This window comes from methanotrophic endosymbiont of Bathymodiolus puteoserpentis (Logatchev) (genome assembly GCF_900128525.1).
In the GTDB taxonomy this organism is placed as follows: domain Bacteria; phylum Pseudomonadota; class Gammaproteobacteria; order Methylococcales; family Methylomonadaceae; genus Methyloprofundus.
The window spans coordinates 23,867-50,605 of sequence record NZ_FQTQ01000063.1 but is presented as its reverse complement, the minus strand read 5'-3'; the positions used below and the strand labels follow the sequence as shown (position 1 = coordinate 50,605).

General features: G+C 38.6%; 26 protein-coding genes. 12 read left to right on the top strand and 14 right to left on the bottom strand.

Going from position 1 to position 26,739, the window contains the following annotated elements:
• Positions 1-79: 79 nt before the first annotated feature.
• The 7 genes from BQ7314_RS05205 (at position 80) to BQ7314_RS05170 (ending at position 7,172) form a co-directional block, all read left to right on the top strand.
• Positions 80-1,720 carry a phosphotransferase gene (locus BQ7314_RS05205; protein ID WP_174482650.1) on the top strand — a complete coding sequence of 547 codons (1,641 nt, stop codon included), beginning with the start codon at positions 80-82 and terminating at the stop codon, positions 1,718-1,720.
• Positions 1,713-2,660, top strand: a complete 948-nt coding sequence (locus tag BQ7314_RS05200; protein ID WP_174482649.1) for a GAK system ATP-grasp enzyme — start codon at positions 1,713-1,715, stop codon at positions 2,658-2,660. The genes BQ7314_RS05205 and BQ7314_RS05200 overlap by 8 nt, the downstream gene beginning before the upstream one ends.
• Positions 2,661-2,796: 136 nt before the next feature.
• On the top strand, positions 2,797-3,900 hold the full coding sequence (locus tag BQ7314_RS05195) for an HprK-related kinase B (protein WP_217423829.1): 1,104 nt from the start codon (positions 2,797-2,799) through the stop codon (positions 3,898-3,900).
• The gene (locus BQ7314_RS15990) at positions 3,900-4,874 is read left to right on the top strand and encodes a histidine phosphatase family protein (protein WP_342590395.1); all 975 of its coding nucleotides are present in this window, start codon (positions 3,900-3,902) and stop codon (positions 4,872-4,874) included. Before BQ7314_RS05195 ends, BQ7314_RS15990 begins: the two co-directional genes overlap by 1 nt.
• Positions 4,874-5,569 carry a histidine phosphatase family protein gene (locus BQ7314_RS05180; protein WP_174482647.1) on the top strand — a complete coding sequence of 232 codons (696 nt, stop codon included), beginning with the start codon at positions 4,874-4,876 and terminating at the stop codon, positions 5,567-5,569. The genes BQ7314_RS15990 and BQ7314_RS05180 overlap by 1 nt, the downstream gene beginning before the upstream one ends.
• Positions 5,570-5,574: 5 nt before the next feature.
• Positions 5,575-6,906, top strand: coding sequence for a metallophosphoesterase family protein (locus tag BQ7314_RS05175; protein ID WP_174482646.1), 1,332 nt, complete (start codon positions 5,575-5,577; stop codon positions 6,904-6,906).
• Positions 6,903-7,172 (top strand): amphi-Trp domain-containing protein, encoded by a 270-nt coding sequence (locus tag BQ7314_RS05170; RefSeq protein ID WP_174482645.1) that lies wholly within the window; start codon positions 6,903-6,905, stop codon positions 7,170-7,172. The genes BQ7314_RS05175 and BQ7314_RS05170 overlap by 4 nt, the downstream gene beginning before the upstream one ends.
• A gap of 99 nt (positions 7,173-7,271) precedes the next feature.
• On the opposite strand, the gene BQ7314_RS05165 is transcribed toward BQ7314_RS05170, so the two are convergent.
• Genes BQ7314_RS05165 through BQ7314_RS05155 form a run of 3 tightly spaced genes read right to left on the bottom strand, consistent with a single transcriptional unit; the run spans position 7,272 to position 10,010 of the window.
• Positions 7,272-8,102, bottom strand: coding sequence for a quinoprotein dehydrogenase-associated SoxYZ-like carrier (locus BQ7314_RS05165; RefSeq protein ID WP_174482644.1), 831 nt, complete (start codon positions 8,100-8,102; stop codon positions 7,272-7,274).
• A 59-nt stretch (positions 8,103-8,161) separates the two neighbouring features.
• Positions 8,162-9,109: a quinoprotein relay system zinc metallohydrolase 2 gene (locus tag BQ7314_RS05160; protein ID WP_245394918.1), complete on the bottom strand. Its 948-nt coding sequence runs from the start codon at positions 9,107-9,109 to the stop codon at positions 8,162-8,164.
• Position 9,110: 1 nt separating this feature from the next.
• On the bottom strand, positions 9,111-10,010 hold the full coding sequence (locus BQ7314_RS05155) for a LysR family transcriptional regulator (protein ID WP_174482643.1): 900 nt from the start codon (positions 10,008-10,010) through the stop codon (positions 9,111-9,113).
• A 202-nt stretch (positions 10,011-10,212) separates the two neighbouring features.
• Between BQ7314_RS05155 and BQ7314_RS05150 the strand changes: the two genes are divergently transcribed.
• From BQ7314_RS05150 to BQ7314_RS05140, 3 genes are all read left to right on the top strand, one after another.
• A complete protein-coding gene (locus BQ7314_RS05150) occupies positions 10,213-11,898 on the top strand; it encodes an NAD(P)H-dependent oxidoreductase subunit E (protein WP_174482642.1) in 1,686 nt (561 codons plus the stop codon).
• 13 nt (positions 11,899-11,911) lie between these two features.
• The gene (gene fdhF, locus BQ7314_RS05145; protein ID WP_174482641.1) at positions 11,912-14,686 is read left to right on the top strand and encodes a formate dehydrogenase subunit alpha; all 2,775 of its coding nucleotides are present in this window, start codon (positions 11,912-11,914) and stop codon (positions 14,684-14,686) included.
• Between the two features lie 296 nt (positions 14,687-14,982).
• Positions 14,983-16,452: a hypothetical protein gene (locus BQ7314_RS05140; protein WP_174482640.1), complete on the top strand. Its 1,470-nt coding sequence runs from the start codon at positions 14,983-14,985 to the stop codon at positions 16,450-16,452.
• Here BQ7314_RS05140 and BQ7314_RS05135 read toward each other — a convergent pair.
• From BQ7314_RS05135 to BQ7314_RS05100, 8 genes are all read right to left on the bottom strand, one after another.
• Positions 16,418-17,338, bottom strand: a complete 921-nt coding sequence (locus BQ7314_RS05135; RefSeq protein WP_174482639.1) for a 5'-nucleotidase — start codon at positions 17,336-17,338, stop codon at positions 16,418-16,420. The two genes, BQ7314_RS05140 and BQ7314_RS05135, sit on opposite strands and share 35 nt — an antisense overlap.
• On the bottom strand, positions 17,338-18,084 hold the full coding sequence (locus BQ7314_RS05130) for a phosphate/phosphite/phosphonate ABC transporter substrate-binding protein (protein ID WP_174482638.1): 747 nt from the start codon (positions 18,082-18,084) through the stop codon (positions 17,338-17,340). Before BQ7314_RS05130 ends, BQ7314_RS05135 begins: the two co-directional genes overlap by 1 nt.
• 14 nt (positions 18,085-18,098) lie before the next feature.
• Entirely contained in the window at positions 18,099-18,575 is a 477-nt protein-coding gene (locus tag BQ7314_RS05125; protein ID WP_174482637.1) for a PAS domain-containing protein, read from the bottom strand.
• 61 nt (positions 18,576-18,636) lie between these two features.
• Positions 18,637-19,002 (bottom strand): roadblock/LC7 domain-containing protein, encoded by a 366-nt coding sequence (locus tag BQ7314_RS05120; RefSeq protein ID WP_174482636.1) that lies wholly within the window; start codon positions 19,000-19,002, stop codon positions 18,637-18,639.
• A gap of 32 nt (positions 19,003-19,034) precedes the next feature.
• Positions 19,035-19,676, bottom strand: a complete 642-nt coding sequence (locus BQ7314_RS05115; RefSeq protein ID WP_174482635.1) for a hypothetical protein — start codon at positions 19,674-19,676, stop codon at positions 19,035-19,037.
• Between the two features lie 4 nt (positions 19,677-19,680).
• Complete coding sequence (locus tag BQ7314_RS05110; protein WP_174482634.1) at positions 19,681-20,217, bottom strand: GTP-binding protein; 537 nt, start codon at positions 20,215-20,217, stop codon at positions 19,681-19,683.
• A gap of 9 nt (positions 20,218-20,226) precedes the next feature.
• Positions 20,227-21,477 carry a hypothetical protein gene (locus BQ7314_RS05105; protein WP_174482633.1) on the bottom strand — a complete coding sequence of 417 codons (1,251 nt, stop codon included), beginning with the start codon at positions 21,475-21,477 and terminating at the stop codon, positions 20,227-20,229.
• A gap of 1 nt (position 21,478) precedes the next feature.
• On the bottom strand, positions 21,479-22,195 hold the full coding sequence (locus tag BQ7314_RS05100; RefSeq protein ID WP_174482632.1) for a type IV pilus assembly protein FimV: 717 nt from the start codon (positions 22,193-22,195) through the stop codon (positions 21,479-21,481).
• A 195-nt stretch (positions 22,196-22,390) separates the two neighbouring features.
• On the opposite strand from BQ7314_RS05100, the gene BQ7314_RS05095 reads away from it, so the two are divergent.
• Positions 22,391-23,512: an aminotransferase class V-fold PLP-dependent enzyme gene (locus BQ7314_RS05095; protein WP_174482631.1), complete on the top strand. Its 1,122-nt coding sequence runs from the start codon at positions 22,391-22,393 to the stop codon at positions 23,510-23,512.
• Positions 23,513-23,561: 49 nt separating this feature from the next.
• Positions 23,562-24,284 (top strand): orotidine-5'-phosphate decarboxylase, encoded by a 723-nt coding sequence (gene pyrF, locus BQ7314_RS05090; RefSeq protein WP_174482630.1) that lies wholly within the window; start codon positions 23,562-23,564, stop codon positions 24,282-24,284.
• 57 nt (positions 24,285-24,341) lie between these two features.
• Here the strand turns inward: pyrF and BQ7314_RS05085 are convergent, their stop codons facing one another.
• The 3 genes from BQ7314_RS05085 to rpsA all read right to left on the bottom strand — a co-directional run bounded on the left by BQ7314_RS05085 (position 24,342) and on the right by rpsA (position 26,721).
• The gene (locus BQ7314_RS05085; protein WP_174482629.1) at positions 24,342-24,599 is read right to left on the bottom strand and encodes a lipopolysaccharide assembly protein LapA domain-containing protein; all 258 of its coding nucleotides are present in this window, start codon (positions 24,597-24,599) and stop codon (positions 24,342-24,344) included.
• Positions 24,600-24,621: 22 nt separating this feature from the next.
• Positions 24,622-24,927 carry an integration host factor subunit beta gene (locus BQ7314_RS05080; protein ID WP_174482628.1) on the bottom strand — a complete coding sequence of 102 codons (306 nt, stop codon included), beginning with the start codon at positions 24,925-24,927 and terminating at the stop codon, positions 24,622-24,624.
• Positions 24,928-25,059: 132 nt separating this feature from the next.
• Complete coding sequence (rpsA, locus tag BQ7314_RS05075; RefSeq protein WP_174482627.1) at positions 25,060-26,721, bottom strand: 30S ribosomal protein S1; 1,662 nt, start codon at positions 26,719-26,721, stop codon at positions 25,060-25,062.
• Positions 26,722-26,739: the final 18 nt, after the last annotated feature.

Here is a 26,739-nt window from a genome sequence, read left to right as displayed (position 1 = left end):
TACCCTCTGTTACGATTGCCCCTGGGCGATTATTTAAACCAACCGAAATATCACAAAAACTATACCTAGGAAAAACCAATTGTCCACTCAACTACAAAAAAATCAGCGTAGCAACCTATGTTTTCTTATTGTTGAGGTCGGTACACAAATAGCCAATTTGCAAAATTATATTGCCAATACGGAAACCAGTACTATTAGCACTAGTTTTGATCGCATCGGCTATATTCATAACCTAAAAATACGTTTACATAATGACAGCTACCAAGAACGCCTTAAAGCCGGTGATAATGAAAGCAATGCTGTTACCTTCCGCTCGATTAATAATATCGCCAATAACTTAGAGCGCATTGCTGAGTTATGTTTAGACTGCACACACCACATTACTGGATTTCAGAATAACGATTATGACTTTGGTGATGAATATGAGCAACTACTTGATCGTGTTGCTTTAGGTATTAGCCTCATTGCACGCGCCAATCAAGATCGTGACACACAACAAGCACTTAAAATAGCAGAAATTCAACAAAAATTAAGTCATCATTGTGAGCAACTCATTAATAAATATAGTAAAGCACTTAAAACAAAAAAACATACTGATGAGCTTATTGCCGCTCTATTTGTCCTAAAAAGTATTAAATCTATGGGCGATGCCCTACTGAAAATTTGCGATGCGACATTATCGAACAACTTAGGCCAAACGATTAGCGTAGACCGCTATGACTCATTATCCCGCTGTGTAGATCATTTACATAAAAAGGGTGCCAGCAAAAACCTAGTCTTGGATACCCTAGCTGAAACTCGCTCAGGCAGTGCTATATCAGGGGTTAGTGAAGCTAATAAAGAAGATATTATTGCTATCTTTAAAGAAGGCAAAAAACAAAAACTTAAAGAAGAATATCAATGCGTGGAACGCTGGCATAAGATATACCCTGGCATTGCGCCTGCAATACTGTCTTATCAAAAAAAAGGGCAGTCTGCTGCCTTATTAATTGAACATTTAGCGGGGAGTACTTTTGAAAATATATTATTACAAGGCTCTGACAAATTACAAAAGACATCACTAAAACAGCTCTGCCTTACACTCTCTGATATTTGGCAAAAGACTCAACGAAAAAGCCCTGTCAATGCACAATATATAGAGCAATTACAAAAACGTATATCGGATGTTTATGCGATTCACCCCAGCTTTCAGCAACAACATACGTACATTGCAGGCATCAGTATTCCTTCATTTTCTGAATTATTGCAACAAGCACATAAACTAGAGAAAACACTTGCTGCTCCTTTTTCTGTCTATATACATGGTGATTTTAATACTGATAATATTATTTATGACCCACAATATAATAAAATTAACTTTATCGACTTACACCGCTCTTGTTTTATGGATTATGTCCAAGATATTTCCGTCTTTATGGTCTCGAATTATCGCTTAAAAGCACTTAATCAAACGCATAAAGAGCGCGTCTTACAAGTTAACCTAGCAATCTATCAATTTGCTGCCGAATTTGCACGACAACATAAAGATGATACTTTTGAACTTCGGCTAGCTTTAGGCCTAGCACGTTCTTTAGCCAGCTCCACTCGTTTCACCTTGGATAAAACTTTGGCTAAAGCCATGTTTTACCGTTCCCGACTATTACTAGAACAGGTACTCAACTTGAATACCAAACATAGAGAGGCTTACCGTGCCCCCATTAAGGAGATTTTTATTGGATAAATTAAGAATAGGCGTTGTCGGCTTGCCCGGAAAGTGGTCCACTGAAACACTAGCCGATGCAATTGAGACAAAAACAGGGTTTCGTTTAGTCATTGATATGGATGATGTTTCTTTAGACTTAGCAACTAATTCACTTAATTATCAACAGCATAATTTGTGCGATTTAGACGCCATTATTATTAAAAAAATAGGCCATCATTATTCACCCAATAGTTTAGATCGCTTAGAGTTATTACGTATTGCAGAAAATTCAGGCGTTAAAGTTTGTAGCAACCCGGGAAGAATATTACGCTTAATTAACCGCCTAAGCTGTACAGTCACTTTGCGTAATGCAAATATTCCCATGCCTAAAACCATGATTACCGAAGATATCACAACTGCCATTGAAACCGTTGAATTATACGGTGAAGCTATTTTCAAACCGCTCTATTCAACTAAAGCTCGCGGCATGTGCGTCATTAGTAAAAAAGATGGCAAAGCAAAAATACGCAAAGCAGTCGAAGCCTTTAAAACGGATAACAAAATGATGTATATCCAGCAAAAAGTTGCTTTAGGTGGCCGTGATATGGGCTTAATGTTTCTCGGCGGGCGCTATTTAGGTGCTTATGCTCGAGTCGGTAAAAAAGATGCATGGAATACTACGATTAATAGTGGCGGCAGCTATGCAGCAGCCGAGCCATCAGATGAAATTATTGCCATGGCGACCAAAGCGCAAAATTTATTTGGCATGACTTACACCACCGTAGATGTCGCTGAAACGGAAAACTCTGCCATTGTTTTTGAAGTCTCTGCTTTTGGTGGCTTTCGCGGTGGAAAAGAAGGTTTAAACCTAGATGTTGCTACACTTTATGTCGAGCATGTCCTAACAGCATTAAAGAGCCCTAAGCCGACGTTAGTAGAACCAACAATACTAGCCCAAAACAGACTAATGAATGCATAGATACCTAAAAACGGTAGGGCGGACTTTAGTCCGCCATTGCTAAAAAAGCGCATTAAAATCTCACAGGGTTTGTAAATTCGAATCTACTTTTTGTGCACATAATTTTGCACGATTACTTAACAAAACCAATAAATACGTGATTACATCGAACACCTCATTACAAACTGTAAGTGCTGAATTAATACAAAACTATACTCTATTGGAGCGCACATTATATCTCCAATGCGGGAAGTCTGTTATTCAATTACAAAGCAATTCTTCGCCCCTGCTTGACGAACTCGCTCACTATTTTCGACATATTACTATTGCTCCTACCGCAGTAGATATGACCGTTATCACGATTGATTGCCCTGAGCCAAACTTAAAATACCCCTTTCAAAATTGGCCAAGAGAAGCGGGAAAAAAAGGTAGAAAAGATGTTTTTTACAATATTGAAGGGGGTCGACTCATTCGTAAATTTCGTACCGGCATGGTATTTTTACAAAGTGAAACTCAGAGAATTGCAGCTGGCCCTTGCCTAGAAAACACAAATCAAGTGATTAATTTTATTAATAACCAGCACATGAATTGGTTGCAACAACATCATTGGTTGATTTGTCATGCTGCTGGGGTTGTGTATAACAATAAGGCCTACGCTATTGCTGCTTTTTCAGGCGGCGGAAAATCTACTTTTATGCTGCGCTTAATGGATAATGAAAACATCAATTTCTTAAGCAATGACCGTTTATTTATTCGCGATGAAAATGGCGTAGAAGCCGAAGGTATTGCCAAATTACCTCGCATTAATCCTGGCACTATTGTAACCAACCCACGCCTACAAGGATTAATACCTGAAAAGAGCCGTGAACAATTACTTAAATTACCGCAGCAACAACTTTGGGATTTAGAGCAAAAATACGATGTTGATATTGTCAGTATTTACGGCAAAGATCGCATTGCGACTGCCAAGCCTTTACAAGCCTTTATCGTATTAAACTGGCAACATAACAGCAAACAAACTTGCCAAGTCACTCAGGTTGACCTCAATAACCGACGCGATTTATTAGCTCCGATTATGAAGTCACCCGGACCTTTTTATCAAAATAAGGCCGGTCATTTCTTAACTGAAAATGCTAAATTAAACGAACAAAATTACCTGGATATTTTATCTAAAGTCAGAGTTTATGAAGTCAGTGGTAAAGTTGATTTTGCAGCACTACAATCTTATTTCCAGCAAAACATTAGCATAGAGGCAGAATAATGAGTAGGCAATTACTGGTATTACGGCATGGTAAATCTGATTGGAATATTGATGCCAGTGACTTTGAGAGGCCGCTTAAAAATCGCGGTAAGCGAGATGCCCAGCGTATGGGCGCTTGGTTACAGCAACAAGGCCTAATTCCTGATTTTATTATCAGTTCCCCCGCAAAACGTGCAAAGAATACCGCCGAAAAACTTGCCAAAGCGATGGGGTTAACGGCTAAACACGTTCACTTTGACGAGCGTATTTATGCAGCAGGATTAACCGATTTGAAGAATGTACTCAACGATTGTCCAGAATCCTCAGCACGCGTGTTATTAATTGGCCATAATCCCAGTTTAGAAAACTTAATCGAGAACCTGCATAACGGTAAGCTACAAAGACCTGAAGATGGAAAGCTTTTACCTACGGCTACCTTAGCTATTTTAAGCATGCCAGATCATTGGGGCTTACTACATAAAGGCTGTGCCACCGTCGAATCCATCACTCGCCCTGCGACACTACCGAAAAGATTTATTTTTAATGGCTTGAGTGGGCTAGAGAAACGTAAAAGGCCCACTTATTACTATTCTCAGTCAGCCGCGATTCCTTACCGCATAGAAAAAGGTAAATTACAAATTTTAATTATTTCCTCTAGCGGCAATCATCATTGGGGCATTCCCAAAGGCATTATTGAACCAGGTTATACAGCACCCGCATCAGCGGCAATTGAAGCCTGGGAAGAGGCAGGTGTACGCGGTATTATCAGTGAGCACATGATTGGTCACTATCCACATAAAAAATGGGGTGGCACTTGTACAGTACAAGTTTACCCAATGGCAGTAACAGACATGGTAGATGACCATGAGTGGCAAGAAAATCATCGCAGACGGCAATGGTTATCTCTAAAAAAAGCAAGCTCAGTGGTTAAACAAAAGTCGCTACAAACGATGTTTGCAACACTAGCCGCGAACCTAAGCAGCAAGAAAGCATAATGGCAAAAGTTATTGCCGCTTTGATTAGGCATGGTGATTATCAGCAACTAACTGATACACCCAGTGCGCATCAACCTTTTCCTTTAACAGAAAAAGGATTTTTCCAAGCTAATACGCTTGCTGACTTAATAGAAGAGCGATGCACCCAGTTTAAGTGTCAGATTAACCCTGTGATTGCGTCATCAAGATTATTACGTGCTTGGCAGACAGCAAACACCTTAACTCAAGGCTTAAATGGCTCGATATACTCCATACAAGAGTACACTGAATTAGCAGAACGTGGCGTGGGTAGTGCGGCTAATTTATCAATGCAACAAATTACTGATATAGTCCAACAAGACCCCCGCTATGCAAATTTACCGAAAGGCTGGAAATCTGATAGTCATTTTTGCTTACCGTTTCAAGGAGCCGAGTCTTTACTCGATGCAGGTCAACGCGTGGCTAATTTATTAACAGTAGAAATGCAGGCACTGTACCAGCAAAGCCAAGTGGATCAAATCAAAATATTTGTTGGCCATGGTGCCGCTTTTCGTCATGCCGCCTATCATTTAGGCTTATTACAATATGAGCAAATTGCTCAATTAAGTATGTTCCATTGCCAGCCTATTTTCATTGAATATCAAGCGGGAAATAACTGGCAGCATATCGCCGGCGCATGGAAAATTAGAAAAGCACACAGTCAATTTACGGATTAAAACTTATGCTTAATACACTTAAATTACCTATCTATAAAGGCCAAAAATGGATTCGTACCCTGCTACCTAAAAAAGTGCAAAACTGGCCATTAGGAAAAATTCATTCTTCCGGTAAAGATTTCAGTAGCCCCGTTGGACTCGTTGAGCAATTGCAACAAACCTTACACGAAAATCCTTGGATATGGCCCAAATCCCCAATTTTTTTCTTTTCTGATCTACATGCCGATACTGATGCCTTTATTGCCTCACTCGTTGCCTCTGGTGGCATCAAAAAAACGGGAGCTTATGACCAGCAATTTAAGTTAACGTCTGCAGGTCGCAAAGCGCATTTTGTTATTGGGGGTGATTGCTTTGATAAAGGCCCGAGTAATTTAAGGCTGCTACGCTGCATTCGTTTATTAATTAAGAGCGGTGCCAAAGTACATATTCTTGCAGGTAATCATGATATTCGCGTTAAATTAGGAATACATGCCGTTAATTTAAATAAAGACCCAAGAAGCGAGCACTTCTTCATTCGTATGGGTGCTAAAGCGATTCCCTTTTTAAAAGAAATTCAGCAGGAATATTTACAAGGTAAACATGCACTAAAACATGTGCCTAATGAACAGGAGTGTCGTAAACGCTTATACCCTTCAGAGGACTGGTTTGATACTTTCCCTAAAGCTGCAAAAGGTATTTTGTCAGAAAAAATCATTAACAAGGAAATTAAACGTTTACGTGAAAAAATCAATGAATTTGAACAAGACCTGCATAAAGCCGACCTAGACTTACGTATTGCTTATGCTGCAGCAATCAAATGGCAGGAATTATTTCTAGATAAAGACGGTGAATTTCACTGGTATTTTAAGAAAATGCGCTTAGCGCTACATAAAGGCTCTTTTTTATATGTCCATGCAGGTATAGATGATCATATTGCCCATATGGTTTGTGAAAAAGGGGTTAAATACCTAAACCAGCAATTCAAAAAACACCTACATGATGAAATCTTTGATTTTTACTATGGCCCTTTAGCCAATACTATACGTACCAAATATCGTGATATTGATATGCCAATGACCAAACAAGGCAATAAAATGTTACGTGAAAAAGGCATTTATGCCATTGTTCACGGGCATAAAAACTTACGTTACGGTCAACGTATTATGCTGCGCAAAGGCATGGTCAATTTTGAATGTGATGCCTCGGTTGACCGAAATACACGCAAGAAAGAGCATATCGGTACACAGCAAGGTCACGGAGCTGCCGTTACCATTTTCCAACCACAAGGCCGCGTACTAGGTATTAGTACCGATTATCCCTATATTAAACTTTTTCAACCTCCCCTCACTCAGTCATGAAACAAGAAAAGAAAAGTTTTCGACATGAATCCTTACAAGATGCCAAAAGCATCGAAAAAATTCTCGCCGCTATTAGTGAGAGCTTAGGTAAAGGTAAACTAAAATTTAGCGATGAAGAAGATGAGATTATCTTTCAACCTGAAGGTTTGATGAAACTCAAGTTAAGTGCCGCCCAAGATGGCAATGAACAGCGTTTTAATATCAAAGTCAGCTGGCAATTAGAGAATGATGAATTAAAAAATAAAACAATAAAGGTGGAGCGTTAAGCTTTTTTTAATAGCCGTTCAGATCCCCACCTATTTTAACACCCTCTTCCTCAAATATAGCTTTAACAAGATAGGAGTGGCTACTTCTCCGAAAGGCAGTTAAGGGATAATTCTATATGTTTGAGTATAAGACTTCCCTGGTTCACAAACATCTCGACTAACTGGACTTTCACAAGACGTATCGGTAAATTCTGCTTTTAATTCCCCTGCCTCTGTAGGTACAAAGTAAAACCGAAAATTAGGGTCAGAGCTAATCGCAATATCCGTTTTAGCCGTTAGAATCGGCTTCTCATTAAACGTGACTTTTATCTGTTTAATAAAATGTGCGCGACGCTTAAATCGTGTCACCTGATCCATTTGCATACCAGTAATATTAGGATGGCTAATGAGTAATTGCGCCATAGTTGGCTTGCCATCTTGGATTTTTTTATCAAGTCTAAATTTCATTTTCCCTAAACGTGCCATAGCCGCATCATAATCTGCACCAATCGGCGCGGAACAGCCTCCACTCGCTTTAACAAACTTTTTAACCATATAATGTTCGCCGGTATTCATTTCAGCAATCGCACGTATATAGCTGTACGTATTCACTCGAACTCGCATAGCAATATCCGCCTTGCCGCTATCGGGGGTAAATTCAAACTCACCGACAAAAGGAAATGGATTTTTATCAATCACTAATAAAATACGCTTAATATACTTTTCTTTAGTCTGTAAGAAGCTCGCTGTTACTTTTATCGGAACTAAAGCAGGATCTTCGGCACGTACTGGCGTGCTTAGCTGAATAATATCATCACCTTTTAATAGCTGTTTCCCAGCAAAGAATTGCTGCTTCAAAACTTGATTCCAAAGATTTTCATCTTTTGCAGCATATGCCATAGCCGGTAGTAAAAATACTAAAACTAGGCAGAGTAATTTTCGTAATTTCATAAAAGGTTCCTATTTCCTGATATAACAATAAACGGCGCTTGCGCCGTTAATCTAAAATGCTAATCTTCCCATTCTAATTCAGCAAACGCACTACTTAAATTCTTTTTATGGAATTCATTAAATAATTGCCACTGAGCTTTAAATATCGAATCATCATCTTGCAAAACATCTTCTAAATATTTGCCTTGCTTGATTTTAGCTCTCACATTGGTCGCTAATTTTTGTAAGTAGTGTTTTTCTGCTTGTACACTTTTCGGCCAATCACGATCAATAGGTCCATGCCCTGGGATAACGACATCAAAAGACTGCTTTTCTAATTCAGCAATCACGTTTAACCAGCCTTTTAAACTGCCATCTAATACAGGTAAGTGCCCGACAAATAACAGATCAGACATCCATAAGGTGTTGGTTTTTTTATCAAACACCGTTAAATCATTATCAGTATGTGCTGTAGGATAGGCTTTTAATTCTAGTACCCGCCCACCTAAATCAAGTTTTAAAAAATCTTTAACCAAAATACTCGGTGGAATAATGTCTTTTTCAGTCAAATTAACCGCTATTTGTTCCATAGAACGTGCAATATAAAATGCCCCTCTTGCCGCCATCGCTCTACTGAGTTTTTCATGACCAATGAACTTTATATTAGCAATATCTTGAAAGGCACTATTTCCAAAAATATGATCAGGATGTACATGAGTATTAATTACATAACAAATAGGGGTGGCTGTTATTTTCTGAATAGTCGATTTTAACAAACGCCCTTGCGCTGGATTACCACCACTATCAATGACCGCAACACACTTTTTACCCACTATAAAACCTATATTAGCAATGGCATCATGATTACGTACATCAGGTAATTCTATCGGCCCTTGGTGAACATAGATGCCTTGGGCAACTTGCTTTATGCTAAATGCTGCTATGGCAGCATTGCTTGTGATAACAAATAGTAGGAGAAATAAATAACGCACAACAATTTGTTCCTTATAATGATAAGTGGATGTCAAGTCAGCCCTTATCTTTCATGCACAAAGATAAAAAAGCTCGAATAGCACGCGACTGCAATGCCAACTTAGGTGCAATAATATTTAATTGCCAAGTCAGTCCTTTTGCGCTCCCTATCCTGCGAGACGTTAGCCCTGCTGCCTCATTTTTTAGCGCCATCGCAGAAGAAAAGCCAATACCTAAACCTGCACGCACGGACTCTTTAACGGCAGAAACGCCGGTTACTTCAATATTGACGGGGGCATTAATATCAGCTTTGATTAAGGCTTCTTCTACAACTTGCCTAGCCCCTGAGCCTAACTCACGCCAAATGACTTGGTGTTCAGTAAATACATCTAAGGGCACATAATCAGGATACTCTAATGATAATATGTGATTATCTGGTATAACAATGACAATTTCATCTTGCTGCCAAGCAATAACCTGATAATTACTCGGCAATTCCACACCCTGCAATGACCCTTCAATAAAGCCTAAGTCTAAATTATATAAATTATCTAAAGTTTCACTAGTATCCAAGGTTTTTATAAAAACCTGTACACCTTCGTACTGAGATTGCAATTCAACGACGTACTTAGGCAAATAAAAGCTAGCAATCGTCATGGTTGCACCTATGCGCAAGGTGCCTGTACTGATTTGTTGCAAACTACGTACATATTCATGCGCTTGCATATAGCAAGTATCCATTTGATTTGCATACTTTAACAGTCCTTCGCCAGCGACTGTTAATTCAATTTGGTGTCCTTTACGCTCATACAAAGGCTCGCCTACAAATGCTTGCAAAAGTTTTAACTGGCCCGAAACAGCAGGCTGACCGATATGTAAATGCTGTGCAGTTAAGGTAATACTTTTTAATCGCGCAACCACTGAGAAAGTCAATAAATGTTGAGGGTTCAAGGTCATTATCAGTGTATCTATGTATTAAATGATATTAAAATGGATAATATCATTTTTTTTGATATTCATCTAAAGAAAAGATTACTTGAACTTAATATGACAGATTTGTTAAAGTGGATAAAATTTGCCGAAATATAATAATGATTAAAGTTTTGGCACACATTTATGAGCAATCTTCAATAAACGGAAAGAGCTGGAGGAAATACGAGTGGCAGTTATTACAATAAGCCCAGATCAAATCACCAAAAAGAAACGCAAAGGCCCTAAAGGCCATGCGATTGATCTAAAGGCACTAGAAGAAGTTCAGGCACTGTTGGCAGGTGAATCCCGTCAGCGCGATTTATTGATTGAACATTTACATAAAATTCAAGATCAATATCAACATATCTCATCTAAACACCTCGTCGCTCTCGCGCATGAAATGAAGCTTTCTCCCGCGGAAATTTATGAAGTGGCTTCTTTCTATCATCATTTTGATATCGTCAAAGAAGGTCAAACGCCCCCTCCCCCTTTAACTGTTCGTGTATGTGAATCCCTTTCTTGCGCGATGGCTGGTTCAAATGACCTGATTACTGCGCTAGAAAATGGTTTAAACCCAGATAATGTACGCGTTCAAAAAGTGCCTTGTGTAGGTCGCTGTCAACACGCCCCAGTCGCTGTTGTTGGTCAAAATCCAATTGATGAAGCAACACCGATTAATGTGCTTACTGCAGTTGAGAAAAAAGAAATTGCAGCACCAGTCAGTGACTATATTAGTCATGATAATTATATTGCAGGTAATGGCTATCAAACACTTAAAGGCGTTTTAGACGGCTCTATTGAGGCCGAAAGTATCATCAAAAAAATGGAAGATTCTGGTCTACGTGGTTTAGGTGGAGCTGGATTTCCTGCTGGTCGAAAATGGCGTATTGTTAGTAGCTTTGATGGCCCACGCTTAATGGCAGTCAATATTGATGAAGGCGAGCCAGGTACCTTTAAAGATCGTCATTATTTAGAGTCAGATCCTCATCGCTTTTTAGAGGGTATGTTAATTGCCGCTTTGTGTGTTGGTTGTGATGAAATTTATATTTATTTACGTGATGAATATGCAGGTTGTCGTGAAATTCTAACGCAAGAAATTGCTAATTTAGAAAATAGCATTTCTGGTTTACCTCCGATTCACTTACGTCGTGGTGCCGGTGCTTATATTTGTGGTGAAGAATCAGCGATGGTTGAGTCTATCGAAGGTAAGCGGGGTATGCCTCGCTTACGCCCGCCATTCTTAGCTGAAGTTGGTTTATTTGGTCGCCCTACTCTGGAGCACAATATGGAATCTGTGTATTGGGTACGTGACATTGTAGAAAAAGGTCCAGAGTGGTTTACTTCACACGGTCGTCATGAACGTAAAGGTTTACGTTCCTTCTCTATTTCAGGTCGTGTTAATAAGCCAGGCGTGCATTTGGCACCAGCAGGCACAACGATGCGTGAATTAATTGCAGAATTCTGTGGTGGCATGCAAGACGGGCATGAATTTTACGGTTATTTCCCAGGTGGTGCATCAGGAGGTATTTTGCCTGAATCAATGGCTGATATTCCTATGGATTTTGATACACTTAATGAACATGGCTGTTTTATCGGCTCTGCAGCTGTCGTTGTTTTCTCTAAACAAGATAGCGCTAAAGAATTAGCAATCAATGCCATGAAATTCTTTGAAGAAGAATCCTGCGGTCAATGTACACCTTGTCGCGTAGGTACTGCAAAAGCAGCGAAACTCATGGAACAAGAAAACTGGGATACGGACTTACTAGAAGAGTTATCTTCAGTGATGGTCGATGCCTCAATTTGTGGCTTAGGCCAAGCGGCTCCAAATCCATTACGCTGTGCGATTAAGTACTTCCCTGAAGAGATTAAATAATAGGTAAATAGACATGGCTGCAAATCCAGATACTTTAAACAACCCTATGATCAACTTCACTCTCGATGGTGAAGCTATTTCTGCGTTTGCGGATGAAACCATCCTGCAGACAGCAAAACGACACAATAAAGAAATCCCTCACCTATGTTACACAGAAGGCTTACGCTCAGACGGTAATTGCCGTGCCTGTGTGGTAGAAATTGACGGCGAACGTGTCTTAGCCCCCTCTTGTTGTCGCATGCCTACCGAAGGCATGAACGTACAAGCGAACAGCGAACGTGCGCTTAAATCACAAAAAATGGTACTTGAGCTACTAAAATCAGACCAGCCTGAACAAATTGGCTCACCTTACAAGCTTGATTCTGAATTAGACCAGTGGGTACAAAAACTCAAGGTAGGCGAACCACGCTTTGAATCACGTGCACAACCAGCCGCGGATTTATCACACCCAGCAATTGCTGTGAATATGGACGCTTGTATTCAATGTACACGCTGTTTACGTGCTTGCCGTGAAGAGCAAATGAACGATGTTATCGGTTTTGCTAACCGTGGCGCTCACGCTGAAATCGTATTTGATATTGCTGATCCTATGGCAGCTAGTAGCTGTGTAGCTTGTGGTGAATGTGTACAAGTTTGTCCAACGGGCGCATTAATGCCAGCGAACAATGTTGGCCTTGAAACACCTGATAAAACTGTTAATTCAACTTGCCCTTATTGCGGCGTGGGTTGCTTAATTAAATATCATGTAAAAGACGATAAAATTCTTTATACCGAAGGCCGTGATGGTGATACGAATAAATACCGACTCTGTGTTAAAGGGCGTTATGGCTTTAACTATATCCACAACCCTCTACGTTTAACTAAGCCATTAATTAGGCGTGAAGGTGTAGCGAAAACGACTGAATTACTAGACCCAAATGACTTGGACAGTGTATTCCGTGAAGCGACGTGGGATGAAGCTTTAGACTTTGCCGCAGGCGGTTTGAAAAAAATTCGTCAAGAAAAAGGTAAAAAAGCATTAGCCGGTTTAGGCTCTGCAAAAGGCAGTAATGAAGAAGCCTACTTATTCCAAAAATTAGTCCGTACAGGATTTGGTTCTAATAATGTCGATCATTGCACGCGCTTATGCCATGCCTCTTCGGTGGTTGCCTTATTAGAATGCTTAGGTTCAGGTGCGGTATCTAACCCTGTTGAAGATGTAAAATTAGCGGAAGTAGTTATTATTATTGGTTCTAACCCAACGGTAAACCACCCAGTTGGCGCAACCTTTATGAAGAATGCGACCACAACGGGTACCAAGATTATCTTAATGGATCCAAATCGTACGGCAATTGCTAAATATGCCTCACATCATTTAGCGTTCCGTCCTGATACCGATGTGGCTATGCTAAACAGCCTTATGCACATAATCTTAGAAGAAGGTTTACAAAACGATGATTACATCGCTCAGTACACCGAAGATTTTGAGTTTATGAAAAAGCATTTAAAAGACTACAGCCCTGAAAAAGTAGCTCCTATCTGTGGAATTGATGCCGATACCTTACGTGAAGTAGCAAGGTTATATGCAAGCTCAAAAGCCTCGATGATTTTATGGGGTATGGGGGTTTCTCAACATATTCATGGCACAGATAATGCGCGCTGTTTAATTGCCTTAGCCTTAATGACAGGGCAAATTGGTCGACGGGGGACGGGCTTACACCCTCTACGTGGCCAAAACAACGTACAGGGTGCATCGGATGTAGGTTTAATACCTATGGTTTACCCTGATTATGCGCCTGTTGAGCACTTTGAAAATCAAGCAAAATTTGAAAAATTATGGGGCGTGGCATTAGATTCTAAACGTGGATTAACGACGGTAGAAATGATCCATGCGATTTTAGATGGGGAAATTTTTGGTATGTTTGTCGAAGGTGAAAACCCTGCCATGTCTGACCCAAATCAAAATCATGTGCGTGAAGCCCTCTCAAAACTAGAGCATTTTGTTGTCCAGGATATTTTCTTGACAGAAACAGCTGGTTTTGCAGATGTCATCTTACCTGCCTCTGCTTTCTATGAAAAAACTGGCACCTTCTCCAATACGGATCGTCGCGTACAAATGGGTAGGCAGGCGGTTAATCCACCAGGCGATGCCAAGCAAGACCTATGGATTTTACAAGAAATTGCTAACCGCTTGGGCTGTGACTGGAATTATAAGGGACCTGAAGATGTCTTTAATGAAATGCGTCTAGCCATGCCAAGTATTGCTGGGATGACTTGGGATAGATTAGAAAATGAAGACTCTTTAACCTACCCACTAGAAAATGTTGGTGATCCGGGCGAGCAAGTCATTTTTACCGATGGCTTCCCTAGAGAGTCAGGGCGCGGTAAATTTGTCCCTGCTTCGTATATTCATGCCGATGAAATGCCTGATGCAGAGTATCCGACTATCTTTATCACAGGTCGTCAACTTGAACATTGGCATACTGGCAGTATGACACGCCATTCTCCAACTTTAAATGCGATTGAGCCAGATCCAGTGGTCATGATACACCCAGAAGACTTACAAAAATTGGGCGTAGAACCTGGAGAAATCATTACCATTAAGTCCAGACGCGGTAAAATTTCTGCTTATGCGCGTGCCGATATAGATATACAAAAAGGTACTATTTTTATGGCTTTCTGCTACAACGAAGCAAGTGCTAACTTAATTACCAATGAAGCACTAGATCCATCGGCTAAAATTCCAGAATTTAAATTCTGTGCCGTTAAAATGACTAAAGGTGGTGAGATAGCAGTACGCCTTAACTAGCACTGTACCTCTTAAATTTTTTAATCTCTAAAAGGTAACTTCTCATTGTTACCGGGTACAAAGAGTGTTGTAGATACTCCGGAATGAAGCGCATTATTTACATGATGCGCTTCCTATCGTCGGCACACCCTACATGACCTTTATCGCGCCAGTGGTGGCGCGTTAAGCCTTTATTTTTTAAGTCTATATTTTATTGTGGAATAATACACATTATTTGCAATTTTTACACGTTACAATCAATCTATTAAAAATATAGAAAACACCAAAAAGCATCACAAATTAAGCTGATAAAATATATGGGAAACACACATACTCTTCCATTTTCAATAGATACAGCTTCTATTACTCAATGGCTAGATTCGCTTAATTTAAAACAAACAGTGCAAACAGTAAATAAAATTTATACTGTTCTTAAAAACCTGAATAAATCCCCTGCTCAATATCAACAACACTTGGCAACACTGTTAGATGCACTAACACCTATCACAGTTCAGTTATGCACTGATTTGCAGACCCTATTTTGCACTACGGATGACCGTTTAGATGCAACAAAACGCAAAATAGCACGCCTCAGCATCAATTCATTACGCTATTTAGCTTTCTTGCATTACCAGCTGAGTCTAGAGACAGAACTTGCTTTACACATAAACCGATGTATAAAAATTTGTGATTTATGCTTAACACAAAGCACTTTAATTTATGAACGCCCATCGCAAGAAATATGGAAAATCGTTGGACAAATATACCAACTTGCAAGTGATAAAGCCTTACTTGAAGCGCTAAATAATGATTCTACGGCCTTTTTCAACCAACAAGACACCGTTAGTAAAAATATTAGAACTATTCTATTATTTAACCTATGTAAACCCTATTACTTAAAACAAAATGAAATATTACGCCTACATACCTTGCTTGATCAATACAGCGACCAGCTTATAATCAAACATCAATACACAGAGACTTGTACACATAGCTGGAACTATAGTCTGCCAGGTCTAGCAAAAATTACTAACCCTGGTATTGATGCTGAATTTAGTACGCTATACTTAGATAATCAATTGTTACACCCAATTCTGGAAGAAAAAAGTTTTTCAGTTATTGCAAAACTGATTGCACAAAAGAGGTTACTTCCTCAGCTCAGTAAAGAAAAAGCTATCCGCAAACAAATAGCCTATGGCATTAACGCAGTCTATGAGTTAATTGAACAGCACAAGCGTACTAGCAAAATACAGCAAACATCGGAACAACTTTTATCACTTGCAGATAAATTAGAACTACAACCTTTTGACTACGAAAAAAAACTAGAAAAAGTATCTTCAACAGGTATCTGGAAAAATAATAAAGCACTGATAAATACTAAGCCGATCGCCTTAATAAAAGAAGGTTTAGATTCAGACTTTCTGTTAGTTGAGCTTAATTCTTTCTCAGGCACGGCAGAAGATATCATTATTATTGATGGTGATCATAAGTTGCAATTAGGTATTATTAGACTTATCTCGCAACTCAAAAATGAAAAACAAAGCTACCAAATACTGGTCGAAAAAATCGGTTCAGAACTTAAAATAGCGACCATAATAAATCAAAATAAAACACAAAAAGCGATCACGTGTAAAACCCCTAACGATGAGACTTTACTATTCGTCATGCCAAACAAGTACTCTACAGCATCGACAATCAAGCTAAATCAGCAAACTTTTATCCTAGCTAGGCTTTATGAAAGCACTGAGAATTTTATGATGTACCAGATTCAGGGACAACCGGATTAGAGATGCCGTGCGGCACATGTGCGGTAGAAATATGCTGTGCTGCGGCTTCACAATGACTTTTTTGGTCATCAAAGAATATATCTGCACCAAAGGCCGTTAAAAATGCCTGCTTTGTCATTCCCCCCAAGAATAAAGCCTCATCAATACGAATATTCCATTGCCGTAAAGTACGCACCACTCGCTCATGAGCCGGTGCTGAACGCGCTGTAACTAATGCTGTACGAATCGGTGATAAATCTGCTGGAAATTGAGCCTGTATGCAATGTAATGCCGCTAAAAAACCTTTAAAAGGTCCATCCGTTAACGGAATATGTGCCGAATTTTTTTCATTTTCAGCAAAGGCTGCTAACCCTTGCTGCTGATAAATGCGCTCAGATTGATCAGAAAAAAGCACTGCATCACCATCAAATGCAATACGTAACTGCTCACAAGTAGATGGATGCTGTACACCAGATAAAATTGTCGCCGCAGCATAACCAGCCGCTAATGCATTAGTGACATCTTGGGCATTGGCAGATAAGAATAAATGCGCACCAAAGGCCGGAATATAACCAAAAGGCGTAGCACCACTGGTAAATGCTGCACGGGTAATATCTAACTCATAATGATTAATCGAATTAAAAATACGTAACCCTGTATCTGCTGAATTTTGAGATAATAAAATAACCTCTACTAGAGGTTTTTTTCTATCCGTCAAAGCATTAATTGCCAAAAGCTTTTTAACTAAATCATAACCAAAACCTGGCTCTAAAATATCGTCCTCATGTGCGACTTGATAAGCACAATAAGCTTCTTTACCTTCTGCTTCAAAAATATGATGGGATTCATCAAGATTAAATAAAGCTCTTGAAGAAACCGCTACGACTAATTTGTCTTTAAATTCCATTACATTGTCAATGTATCCATAAGATCAATCATAAATTCCATTTCTTCATCATCAACCACCTGCCATTCTGTAAAACCTAAGCTATCTAACACATTTTTACCTTTTTCATCAGCAGCCATTTGTACTAAAGTTTTTTGTATGTTTTCATGCTGATCTAATAACCTAGGACCAATCATTATAGAATGATGAATAACACTGATTTGACTGCGCACTAATATTCGTAGTTGTTTTTTAATCATATTAGATAAGTCATCGTATGCCTCAGCCAAAAAGATCCCTACATCGGCATTTTTTTGCAATAAATGCTTAGCAACTAAGACATAGGTATCGCAAGGTACCATTTCGACATTACTTGTATCTAAATCGCCCGGCTCTAACATTATCATACCTATCATATGTACATCAGGGTCTTCTGTCACTGCAACTTTAGTACCAGCACTTAAATGTGCAACATCTTCAACGTGATTATCAGCATTCACGGCAATAATCGCTTCATCTGACACACCTACAGGTCTAACTAGAGGCTTAAATCCTTTTTCTCGCACCAGCATAGCTGCATCAAAAGGATTGGCATAAATCAAATCGACATTATTTTGTTGAATGGCTGCACGTTGATCATGGAAATCATTGTACATTTCCAAATGAATCGCATTGTCTGTTTGTTTTTGTAACCAAGTATTAAAAATATACCAGCCAGAAAGGTGGTCTGGCGTAAAATCAGGACTAACCGTAAATTGATAAGACATAAGCCTCTCCGCCTTTAAAATAAAGTAGGATAGAGCTTAATACACTCTTCTACTTTGGTTTTGGATGGTTTTCGACGCACGGATGTGTAGCCTACCACTGCACCATTTCTTACATTTGGAATAACAGTTGCCTTAACCCAATAATAGCCACCATCTTTGCGTAAGTTTTTAACAAACCCTTGCCACTTCACGCCTTTATTTACCGTATCCCATAAATCTTTAAAAGCCGCTGGTGGCATCTCAGGGTGCCTTAAAATTGAGTGGGGCGCACCAATTAACTCATTTTCTTCATAGCCAGACATCTCTACAAATGAACGATTAACATGGATAATATGTCCTTTTGTATCCGTAGTAGAAACGATCAGTTTACCGTCAGGATAAGGTGTTTCAATTTCAGTATATAAAATTTTCCTACTTAAGCCACCATATAGCTCGAGTACTACTTCGGTAAAGTCGCCAGTAATATCTTCTGCTTTCATATCATGCAACATAGTTATGCCTTATTTTATTATTGATAAAAAGAGTGCTGCAGTGAAATAGCCTGCCCACCTTTTAACTTAATAATTCAGCAATATTTTCCGCTGCACGTTTAACATCCAGAAAAATTAAACCTAATTTTGCATTAGATTTAGCAAGTACCGTTAGTACTGCTTCATCACCCGCATAGGTCATTAAAACATAGCCTTTATCACCTTTAATTAATACTTGCTCTAAAGTCCCGCGGGCTAATTCTTGTGCCGTTCTATCCCCTAAAGATAGCATAGCCGCACTCATTGCCCCGACTCTATCTTCATCTAAATTAGCGGGCAATACCGAAGCCATCATTAAACCATCGGTAGAAATAATACCCGATGCTTCAATATCAGCAGAAGTACCATTTAACTCACTTAATGTAGAAGTTAACATTTCTTCACGCATAATTTTTTCCTTTCCTTTTCTTAAATAATAAATTATTTATTTTTGACATAACGAACACTTAAAAACCAAACCAAACTGATAAACTCAGGTTGATTAAAATGTGGTACACCTGAAATAGCAATAACAAAACGGGTATCACCAATAAATAAAGGCCACAAACCTAATTGGCTATGACCTGATGCATTAATAACCCCCCAAGCTTGACTATTTAAACCTAAATTTTTTATTAATAGTCCAGTACGTCGTGCATGGACCATAGAGATTTCGGCACTTAGAGCTGAAATCTCTTCTGCAACCTCATGTGCATAGCCATTACAAGCCAAATAAAAGCCTTGGTCATCCGCTAATAACACTTTTCCTTCTTCTGAAATTTTACTCAATAACTCAGGTAATAAATCTTCTAATGCGCCTGTGGGAACTTCACGTTCTTCTTTAATACCTTGTACCCAACCTAATTGCTGACAGCGCTGCAATAATGCAATACATTTTTCAGAATTATCATTATTCATTAATCCTTGTAAACTCGACATATCTAATTTTGGCGTTTTAGATTGTACTAATAAATTGCGCAAAAACTTTCTAACTGAATCCTCTTCTACTGCAGAGACTGCATAATAACAGCCTGCAGGCGTCAAATAGATATATAAATCCTCTGCCAGTTTAGTATCACTCATTAAGCTACTCCTCTATGCCAGGATCTAAAGAAAACATTAAAGCTTGCACTAAAATAGATACATCCTTTTTCTCTCGTGCATCTACAGAAAAGACAGGAATGCTCATATCAAGTTCCTTTAATTGCTGATGATAATTATCAATCGTTGGCTGTGTACTGATATCCATTTGAGTTACGCCAATGGCAACGCCTGTTTTCTGAATAAAGCCCGCAAAAGACTTTAAAAAAAACTGCATATCTTTAAAAGGATCAGTGCGTGAATTATCTAATAATAAAACTAAGCCAATGCCTCCGGCCGTTAAAATATCCCACATGAAATCAAAACGTTCTTGACCCGGTGTGCCGTATAAATGAATTTTTTCACCTTCGTTTATATGCATAATGCCATAGTCCATAGCAACTGTAGTTTCAGCCTTTCGTTCCTTGGTCATATCACTAGCCGCCTCATCGGTTTTCACCAGTGGCACATCACTGAGAGAACTAATGGCTGTAGTTTTTCCTGCACCAACGGGACCAGTAAAAATTATTTTATATTGACTCATGCTTACTTACTATCCTCTAAGCTTATTTAAAATACGACTGAAAATACTTTTCTTTTTTACTGATTTTTTTGTTGGCACTTCAGCTGTAATAATTTCATCTGCCAGTCTCTTAGATTGATCTAAAATACCAATAGCATAAGCTGCACTTATAAAGATAAAAACATATTGCGGCTTAATTTTAAGGCCATGAATAATCTCTAGCACTGACCTAGGCCCCGTAGTTAATAAGGCAGCTATACGCATTGCATGTGGCGTAATCAAAAGGCGCGTAAAATTAGGCCACTGTTTAAGGTAAACAGGCTCAGTTAAATTTAGTGCCTGCGGATAACGGCCTTTAGATGTCCAGCATGCCAACTTCCAGATAAAGGAATTCATTTCCTGAAATTTATCTAATTCACTGGAACAATCTTCTTTTTTTGGATTAACTTTCGACAAAGTCATAACCTTAGCACCCGATACAGGCGTCGGATTAACCTCTACAGCCGCAAAAGCACGCAATTGTTGGTCATCCGCATTCAACCAAAGTTCATGACTATATGGAAAAATAATAAGCGGCTTCCAGCCAGAGTTAAGTTTAATAACCTGCTTTTTTTCATAAGCCACTTGAATAGAGGATTGCACATAGCCTTGATAGTACCGCTTGGGGTTGTACCTTGCGTTACGCCACTGTTCAGAATCATTAAAGTCAACCCCTCTTATTATACCGATAAAACTGGAAAAATTCTGCTCATCAATCATCATGGCAGCTTTATGTTTTGCCGTTTTCTGCTGCTCTATAGGATTAGTAAAAATTTTTTTCTCAGTGGCTAATTCAAAAGGGGCTTGTTTTTCTGTAGGAGGTTTAACCTTACTAACTTTAGCTTGTTCAAGCTTTACTTCTGGATAGGTAGATTCTTCTGTTTGGTTTAATTTTGTGGTTTTTTTCTTTTCCTTTTTTAGCCAATCATTAGCCTCTTTAAAAGCCGCGAGCATAGTTTCAGTTTTAGCAGGCTTTTCGACAAAAATTGTATGTTCTATCTTTAATTTTTCTAGGGATAAAATAATAATAGGCCTTAAAGGCTTGCGCGCTAAACAATGATCTAAAGTCACTCTCGCATCCATTGCATCTGCATCAATAATATCAACATTAGCTTCAGGCTCATCAACAATTTGAGCGATACTTTTACATGGCCCCTGAATAAACAGAGCCATTGTTTTATGAGTTCTACCATCCATCCCATAAAGTGCAACAGCTAAGCGATCAATCGGTTTACTTTTCATTTTATTGATTAAAGTAAGAATTTAGAGCATCCCATTGTATCTGCATAGGATGATTAATTTTTGCCAAAGCAAGTTGCATTTTGTTACAACCTTCTAGGTCATCAGTGGACTGGTATAACTCAATCAGGTCGGCATGTAGTTCGCTACGCTGTGGTGTTTCTATTATCGCCGACTCTAACACTTTAACTGCCTCCCCTAACTGACTATATTCAACAAAATCACGTGCAACTTGTAAGGGGTCATGGTTTTCATTTTTATCGCCTTCATTCCCTTGTACCAAAATCAATTTATTGTTAGATTCTCGGCCTGGAGTTAAAACGCTATACATATTACCTTGAATTAATTGAGCTGTATTGAGATAAGTCTGTAATTGCCCAAACAGTAAAGGGGATAAATGTTTTCTTGCCCCAGCTAACATTCTCTGTTTAATAGCACTCCCCCTTCCCTCTAAAACAATAAAGAAATCCATTAAAGCTGCCGACAATTGCGTTTCACTATTGTTCTCATAACACAATATGATTCGTTGCAGATGGACAAGTAAATTTCGAGGTTGCTTTATAATGGTATAAACCAAATGCTTTAATATATCATCATTAGCACCATAAAAATAAAGTTGCTTATTATTTTCCAATAAAAAACTCGGCTCATTAAAAATATCATCCGAAAAGTTCAAGGTGAGAACCTTACCACTTACGACCAACGAATTAATTTCTTGCATCTGTATTCCTCGTTCAATTTGATAAAGTGTAGCTCAAATTGAGTATAATTTTAGTTTATTGGTAAAATATGCGTGTTATATCACATGCTAGAATAACAAATGGTATCTAGCTCTAAAATTTCTAGTTAGGATTTTTTGAATGCCTACCAGATTCGCTATATGATACTTACCGCGTTCACCTAAAATCTAACCCCTATGAATCATCCTGAATTCCCACTATCACCTGAACTTATACACTTAAATCATGCTGCTGTTGCACCTTGGCCAAAACGAACTAGTATAGCAGTCAAAAATTTTGCAGAACAAAACGCCCAATATGGATCTTCTTTTTACCTAGACTGGCTAAAAAAAGAAACCAAATTACGCAGGCAATTACAGATTTTACTGAACGCTCCCAGTCAAAATGATATTGCTTTAGTCAAAAATACCTCTGAAGCTTTGTCTTTCGTAGCTTATGGCTTAGATTGGCAAGTCAGTGATAATATTGTTTCCAGTAATGAGGAGTTCCCTTCTAACCGTATTGTTTGGCAATCTTTAGCTAATCAAGGTGTCGAATTCCGTGAGGCTAATTTAAGCAGTGAAAAATCACCCGAAGATGCATTGTTTGCTTTAGTTGATCAGAATACACGTTTAATTACCATTAGTTCCATACAATTCGCCAGCGGTCTGCGTTTAGATATAGCTAAAATTGGTCAATTTTGCAAAGACCATAATATTTTATTCTGTATAGATGCTATTCAAAGCTTAGGTGCGGTGCAATTTGATGTACAAACGTGCCAGGCTGACTTTGTTATGGCTGACGGTCATAAATGGATGCTTGGCCCAGAAGGTTTAGGTGTTTTTTATAGTTCAGCCACAGCAAGAGAAAAACTAAAGCTCACTCAATACGGCTGGCATATGATGGAAAATATCCATAACTATGAAAATAAACCTTGGAAAATTCACCCGACAGCACAGCGTTTTGAATGTGGTAGTCCTAATATGCTTGGCATACACGCATTATCTGCTAGCTTATCCTTATTACTCGAAATAGGTATGTCCGAAGTTGAGCGAAAAATATTAGCTAATGCACAACACCTAATGAGTGCTATTCAAAGCCGTGCTGACTTAGAGCTGTTGACCCAGAAAAATGCACAATTACAATCCGGTATCGTTGTATTCAAACATAAAACGATAGCCAACGAAACCCTATATAGCCATTTACAAGCTAACCATGTTATTTGCGCTATACGAGGCGGTGGTATTCGTTTCTCTGCGCATTTTTACAACACCAAAGATAACTTAGATAGAGCGCTAGCATTGATTCCCTACGCGTAAAAAAACCTGCATTATATACTTTTATAACCCCCCTATTAGAACAGTAATTATGACTCAAGAATTTATTTCAACTAAACCCATTCCAACTAACGAAAGACTGATTATGGCGCTTGATTTTCCCAGCATCCCTGAAGCGCAAGCGATGGTTGAAAAGCTAGGAGACTCAGTGGTTTTTTATAAAGTCGGTATGGAAATTTTCATGTCCGGTGACTATTTTGCGTTTATTGAATGGCTAAAATCTAAAAATAAGAAAATATTTGTCGATTTAAAATTTTTTGATATTCCAGAAACTGTAGCTCGCGCAATTAAAGCTCTCAGCAGTAAAGGTGTTGATATGGCGACGATTCATGGTAATGACTCGATTATGGAAGCAGCGGCAAAGGAAAAAGGTAATTTGAAAGTATTAGCAGTCACTGCGTTAACTAGCTTGGATCGTGGTGATTTAGATGATTTAGGCTTTCAGTGCGATGTTCAACAGTTAGTTTTATCACGTGCTAAACGTGCATTAAGCATAGGCTGCGATGGCATTGTTTCTTCTGGGCTAGAAGTACCTTTATTGCGCGAAAATTTAGATCACAAATTACTTGTAATTACTCCAGGTGTACGTCCTGTTGATAACCGTATTGATGATGATCAAAAACGCGTGGTCAGTGTCGAACAAGCCTTTCAGAATGGCGCAGATTATATTGTCGTTGGCCGGCCTATTCGTGATGCCGAAAACAGTAAAGTAATGGCTGATAAAATCCAAGCGACAATTGCCGCTCAATTTTAATTTAAAATACATTATAAATCACCCACAAAATTAGGAACGTGGGTGATTTATATTATTTTATTTGCCTGTTTTCGTTTTGGTGATTTTTTTACTTAATACTCTATATTGAGATTTTAACTTCAAAATATGAATAAATGCAGCTAAAAACCCAATAAAAATACCGGCAAATAACTCTATCGTTAAAGCTACCGCTAAAGGGATTTTAATACTTGTAATATAAAGATTAATTTCTACTAAATGAAAATTAAGTAATGAGAAGGCAAGTGCGATAACCGCAATTAATAAAAAAAAAGCTAGCACTATAATCCGCATCATAACATCTCTCTCAAACTCAGTATTAGTCAGTTATTTTATATTTATGCCGAGTTTCATCAACTCTATCTCGCAATTCCTTACCCGGCTTAAAATGTGGCACATATTTTTCCGTTAAAGAAACCGCATCGCCCGTTTTAGGGTTACGCCCCATTCTTGGTTTACGATGATGCAGAGAGAAACTACCAAAACCACGCACTTCTATACGCTCATTAGTGGCTAATGATTGACTCATTTGTTCTAAGATACATTTTACTGCCAGCTCAACATCCTGCAAGGCAAGGTGGGGTTGTTTTTTAGATAATTGCTCAATTAATTCAGATTTTGTCACGCTATGTCCTAAAATATTCAATTGACTTTTAAAACCAATTCAATAAACCCTATGTCAGGTTTACTATTGCCTTAAAACTCAGGCAAAAAAAAGGGACTTAATCTTTTATAACTAAGCCCCTCCCTTTAGGTATTATTTATCCAATTGCTTGAATAAATCACCCATAGTTGGTGTACCAGCTGCAGCTTCTGAGTACTCTTTCATAACTGTTGCTTCTTCATCAGAATCTTTTGCTTTGATAGACAAAGAAATAGATTTATTTTTCTTATCAACGCCGATAAATTTAGCTTCAACTTCGTCGCCTACAGAAAGCAATTTAGTCGCATCTTCAACACGATCACGTTGAATTTCAGAAGCACGTAAGTAACCTTCAATACCTTCCGCTAGAGTAATAACAGCACCTTTAGCATCAACTTCTTTAACAACACCTTTTACCATACTACCTTTTTCATTAATAGCAATGTAATTCTGGAAAGGATCCTGCTCTAGTTGTTTGATACCTAGAGAAATACGCTCACGTTCAGCATCAACTGCTAAAATAACGGTTTCTACTTCATCACCTTTTTGGTAATTACGAATAGAATCTTCAGGTGTATCTGACCAAGAAATATCAGACATATGAACCAACCCATCAATATTGCCATCTAAACCGATGAAAATACCGAAATCAGTAATTGATTTAATTTTACCTGAAATTTTATCACCTTTGTTATGTGTAGCAGCAAACTCATCCCAAGGATTAGTACGGCACTGCTTCATACCCAAAGAAATACGACGTCTTTCTTCATCGATTTCAAGGATCATAACTTCAACAGAGTCACCTAAAGCAACGACTTTAGATGGGTTAACATTTTTGTTAGTCCAATCCATTTCAGAAACATGCACTAAACCTTCAACACCTTCCTCAATTTCAATAAAACAACCGTAATCAGTTAAGTTGTTAACTTTACCCGTTACACGTGTACCTGCTGGGTAGCGAGTAGCAATATCATGCCATGGATCTTCTGCCATTTGTTTCATACCTAATGAAACACGTGTTTTTTCTTTGTCAAACTTAAGAACTTTAACTTCGATTTCTTGACCAATCTCAACACACTCAGAAGGATGACGAACACGACGCCATGCCATATCAGTAATATGCAATAAACCATCAATACCACCTAAGTCGATAAATGCACCGTAGTCTGTTAAATTCTTAACAATACCTTTGATGACCGCACCGTCTTCCAGTGTTTTCAGTAACTCATCTCTTTCTGCGCTGTATTCTTTTTCTACAACAGCTCGACGAGACAAGACAACATTATTACGTTTTTGATCGATTTTGATAACTTTAAATTCAAGATCGCGTCCTTCAAGGAACGTAGTATCTCGAATAGGACGAACATCAACTAATGAGCCTGGTAAGAAAGCACGTAGTGCACCAACAGCAACCGTGAAACCACCACGAACTTTACCATTAATACGACCAACAATAGTTTCTTCGCCTTCAAAGGCTTTTTCAAGATCACCCCAAGCTTGGTGTTTCTTCGCTTTATCACGTGAAAGTAAAGTTGCACCTAATCCATCTTCGATTAAATCTAAAGCGACTTCAACCTCATCACCAATAGCAACTTCAAGATCACCTTCAGCATTTAAAAACTGCCACCTTGGAATGACACCTTCAGATTTTAACCCCGCACTAACGATAACTTTATCGTTATCGATATCGACGACTGTACCTTTTAGCATTGCGCCTGCGCGCATTTCCGTTTGTTTTACACTTTCTTCAAATAATTCAGCAAAGCTCTCGCTCATTGTATTTATGTCCCAGAC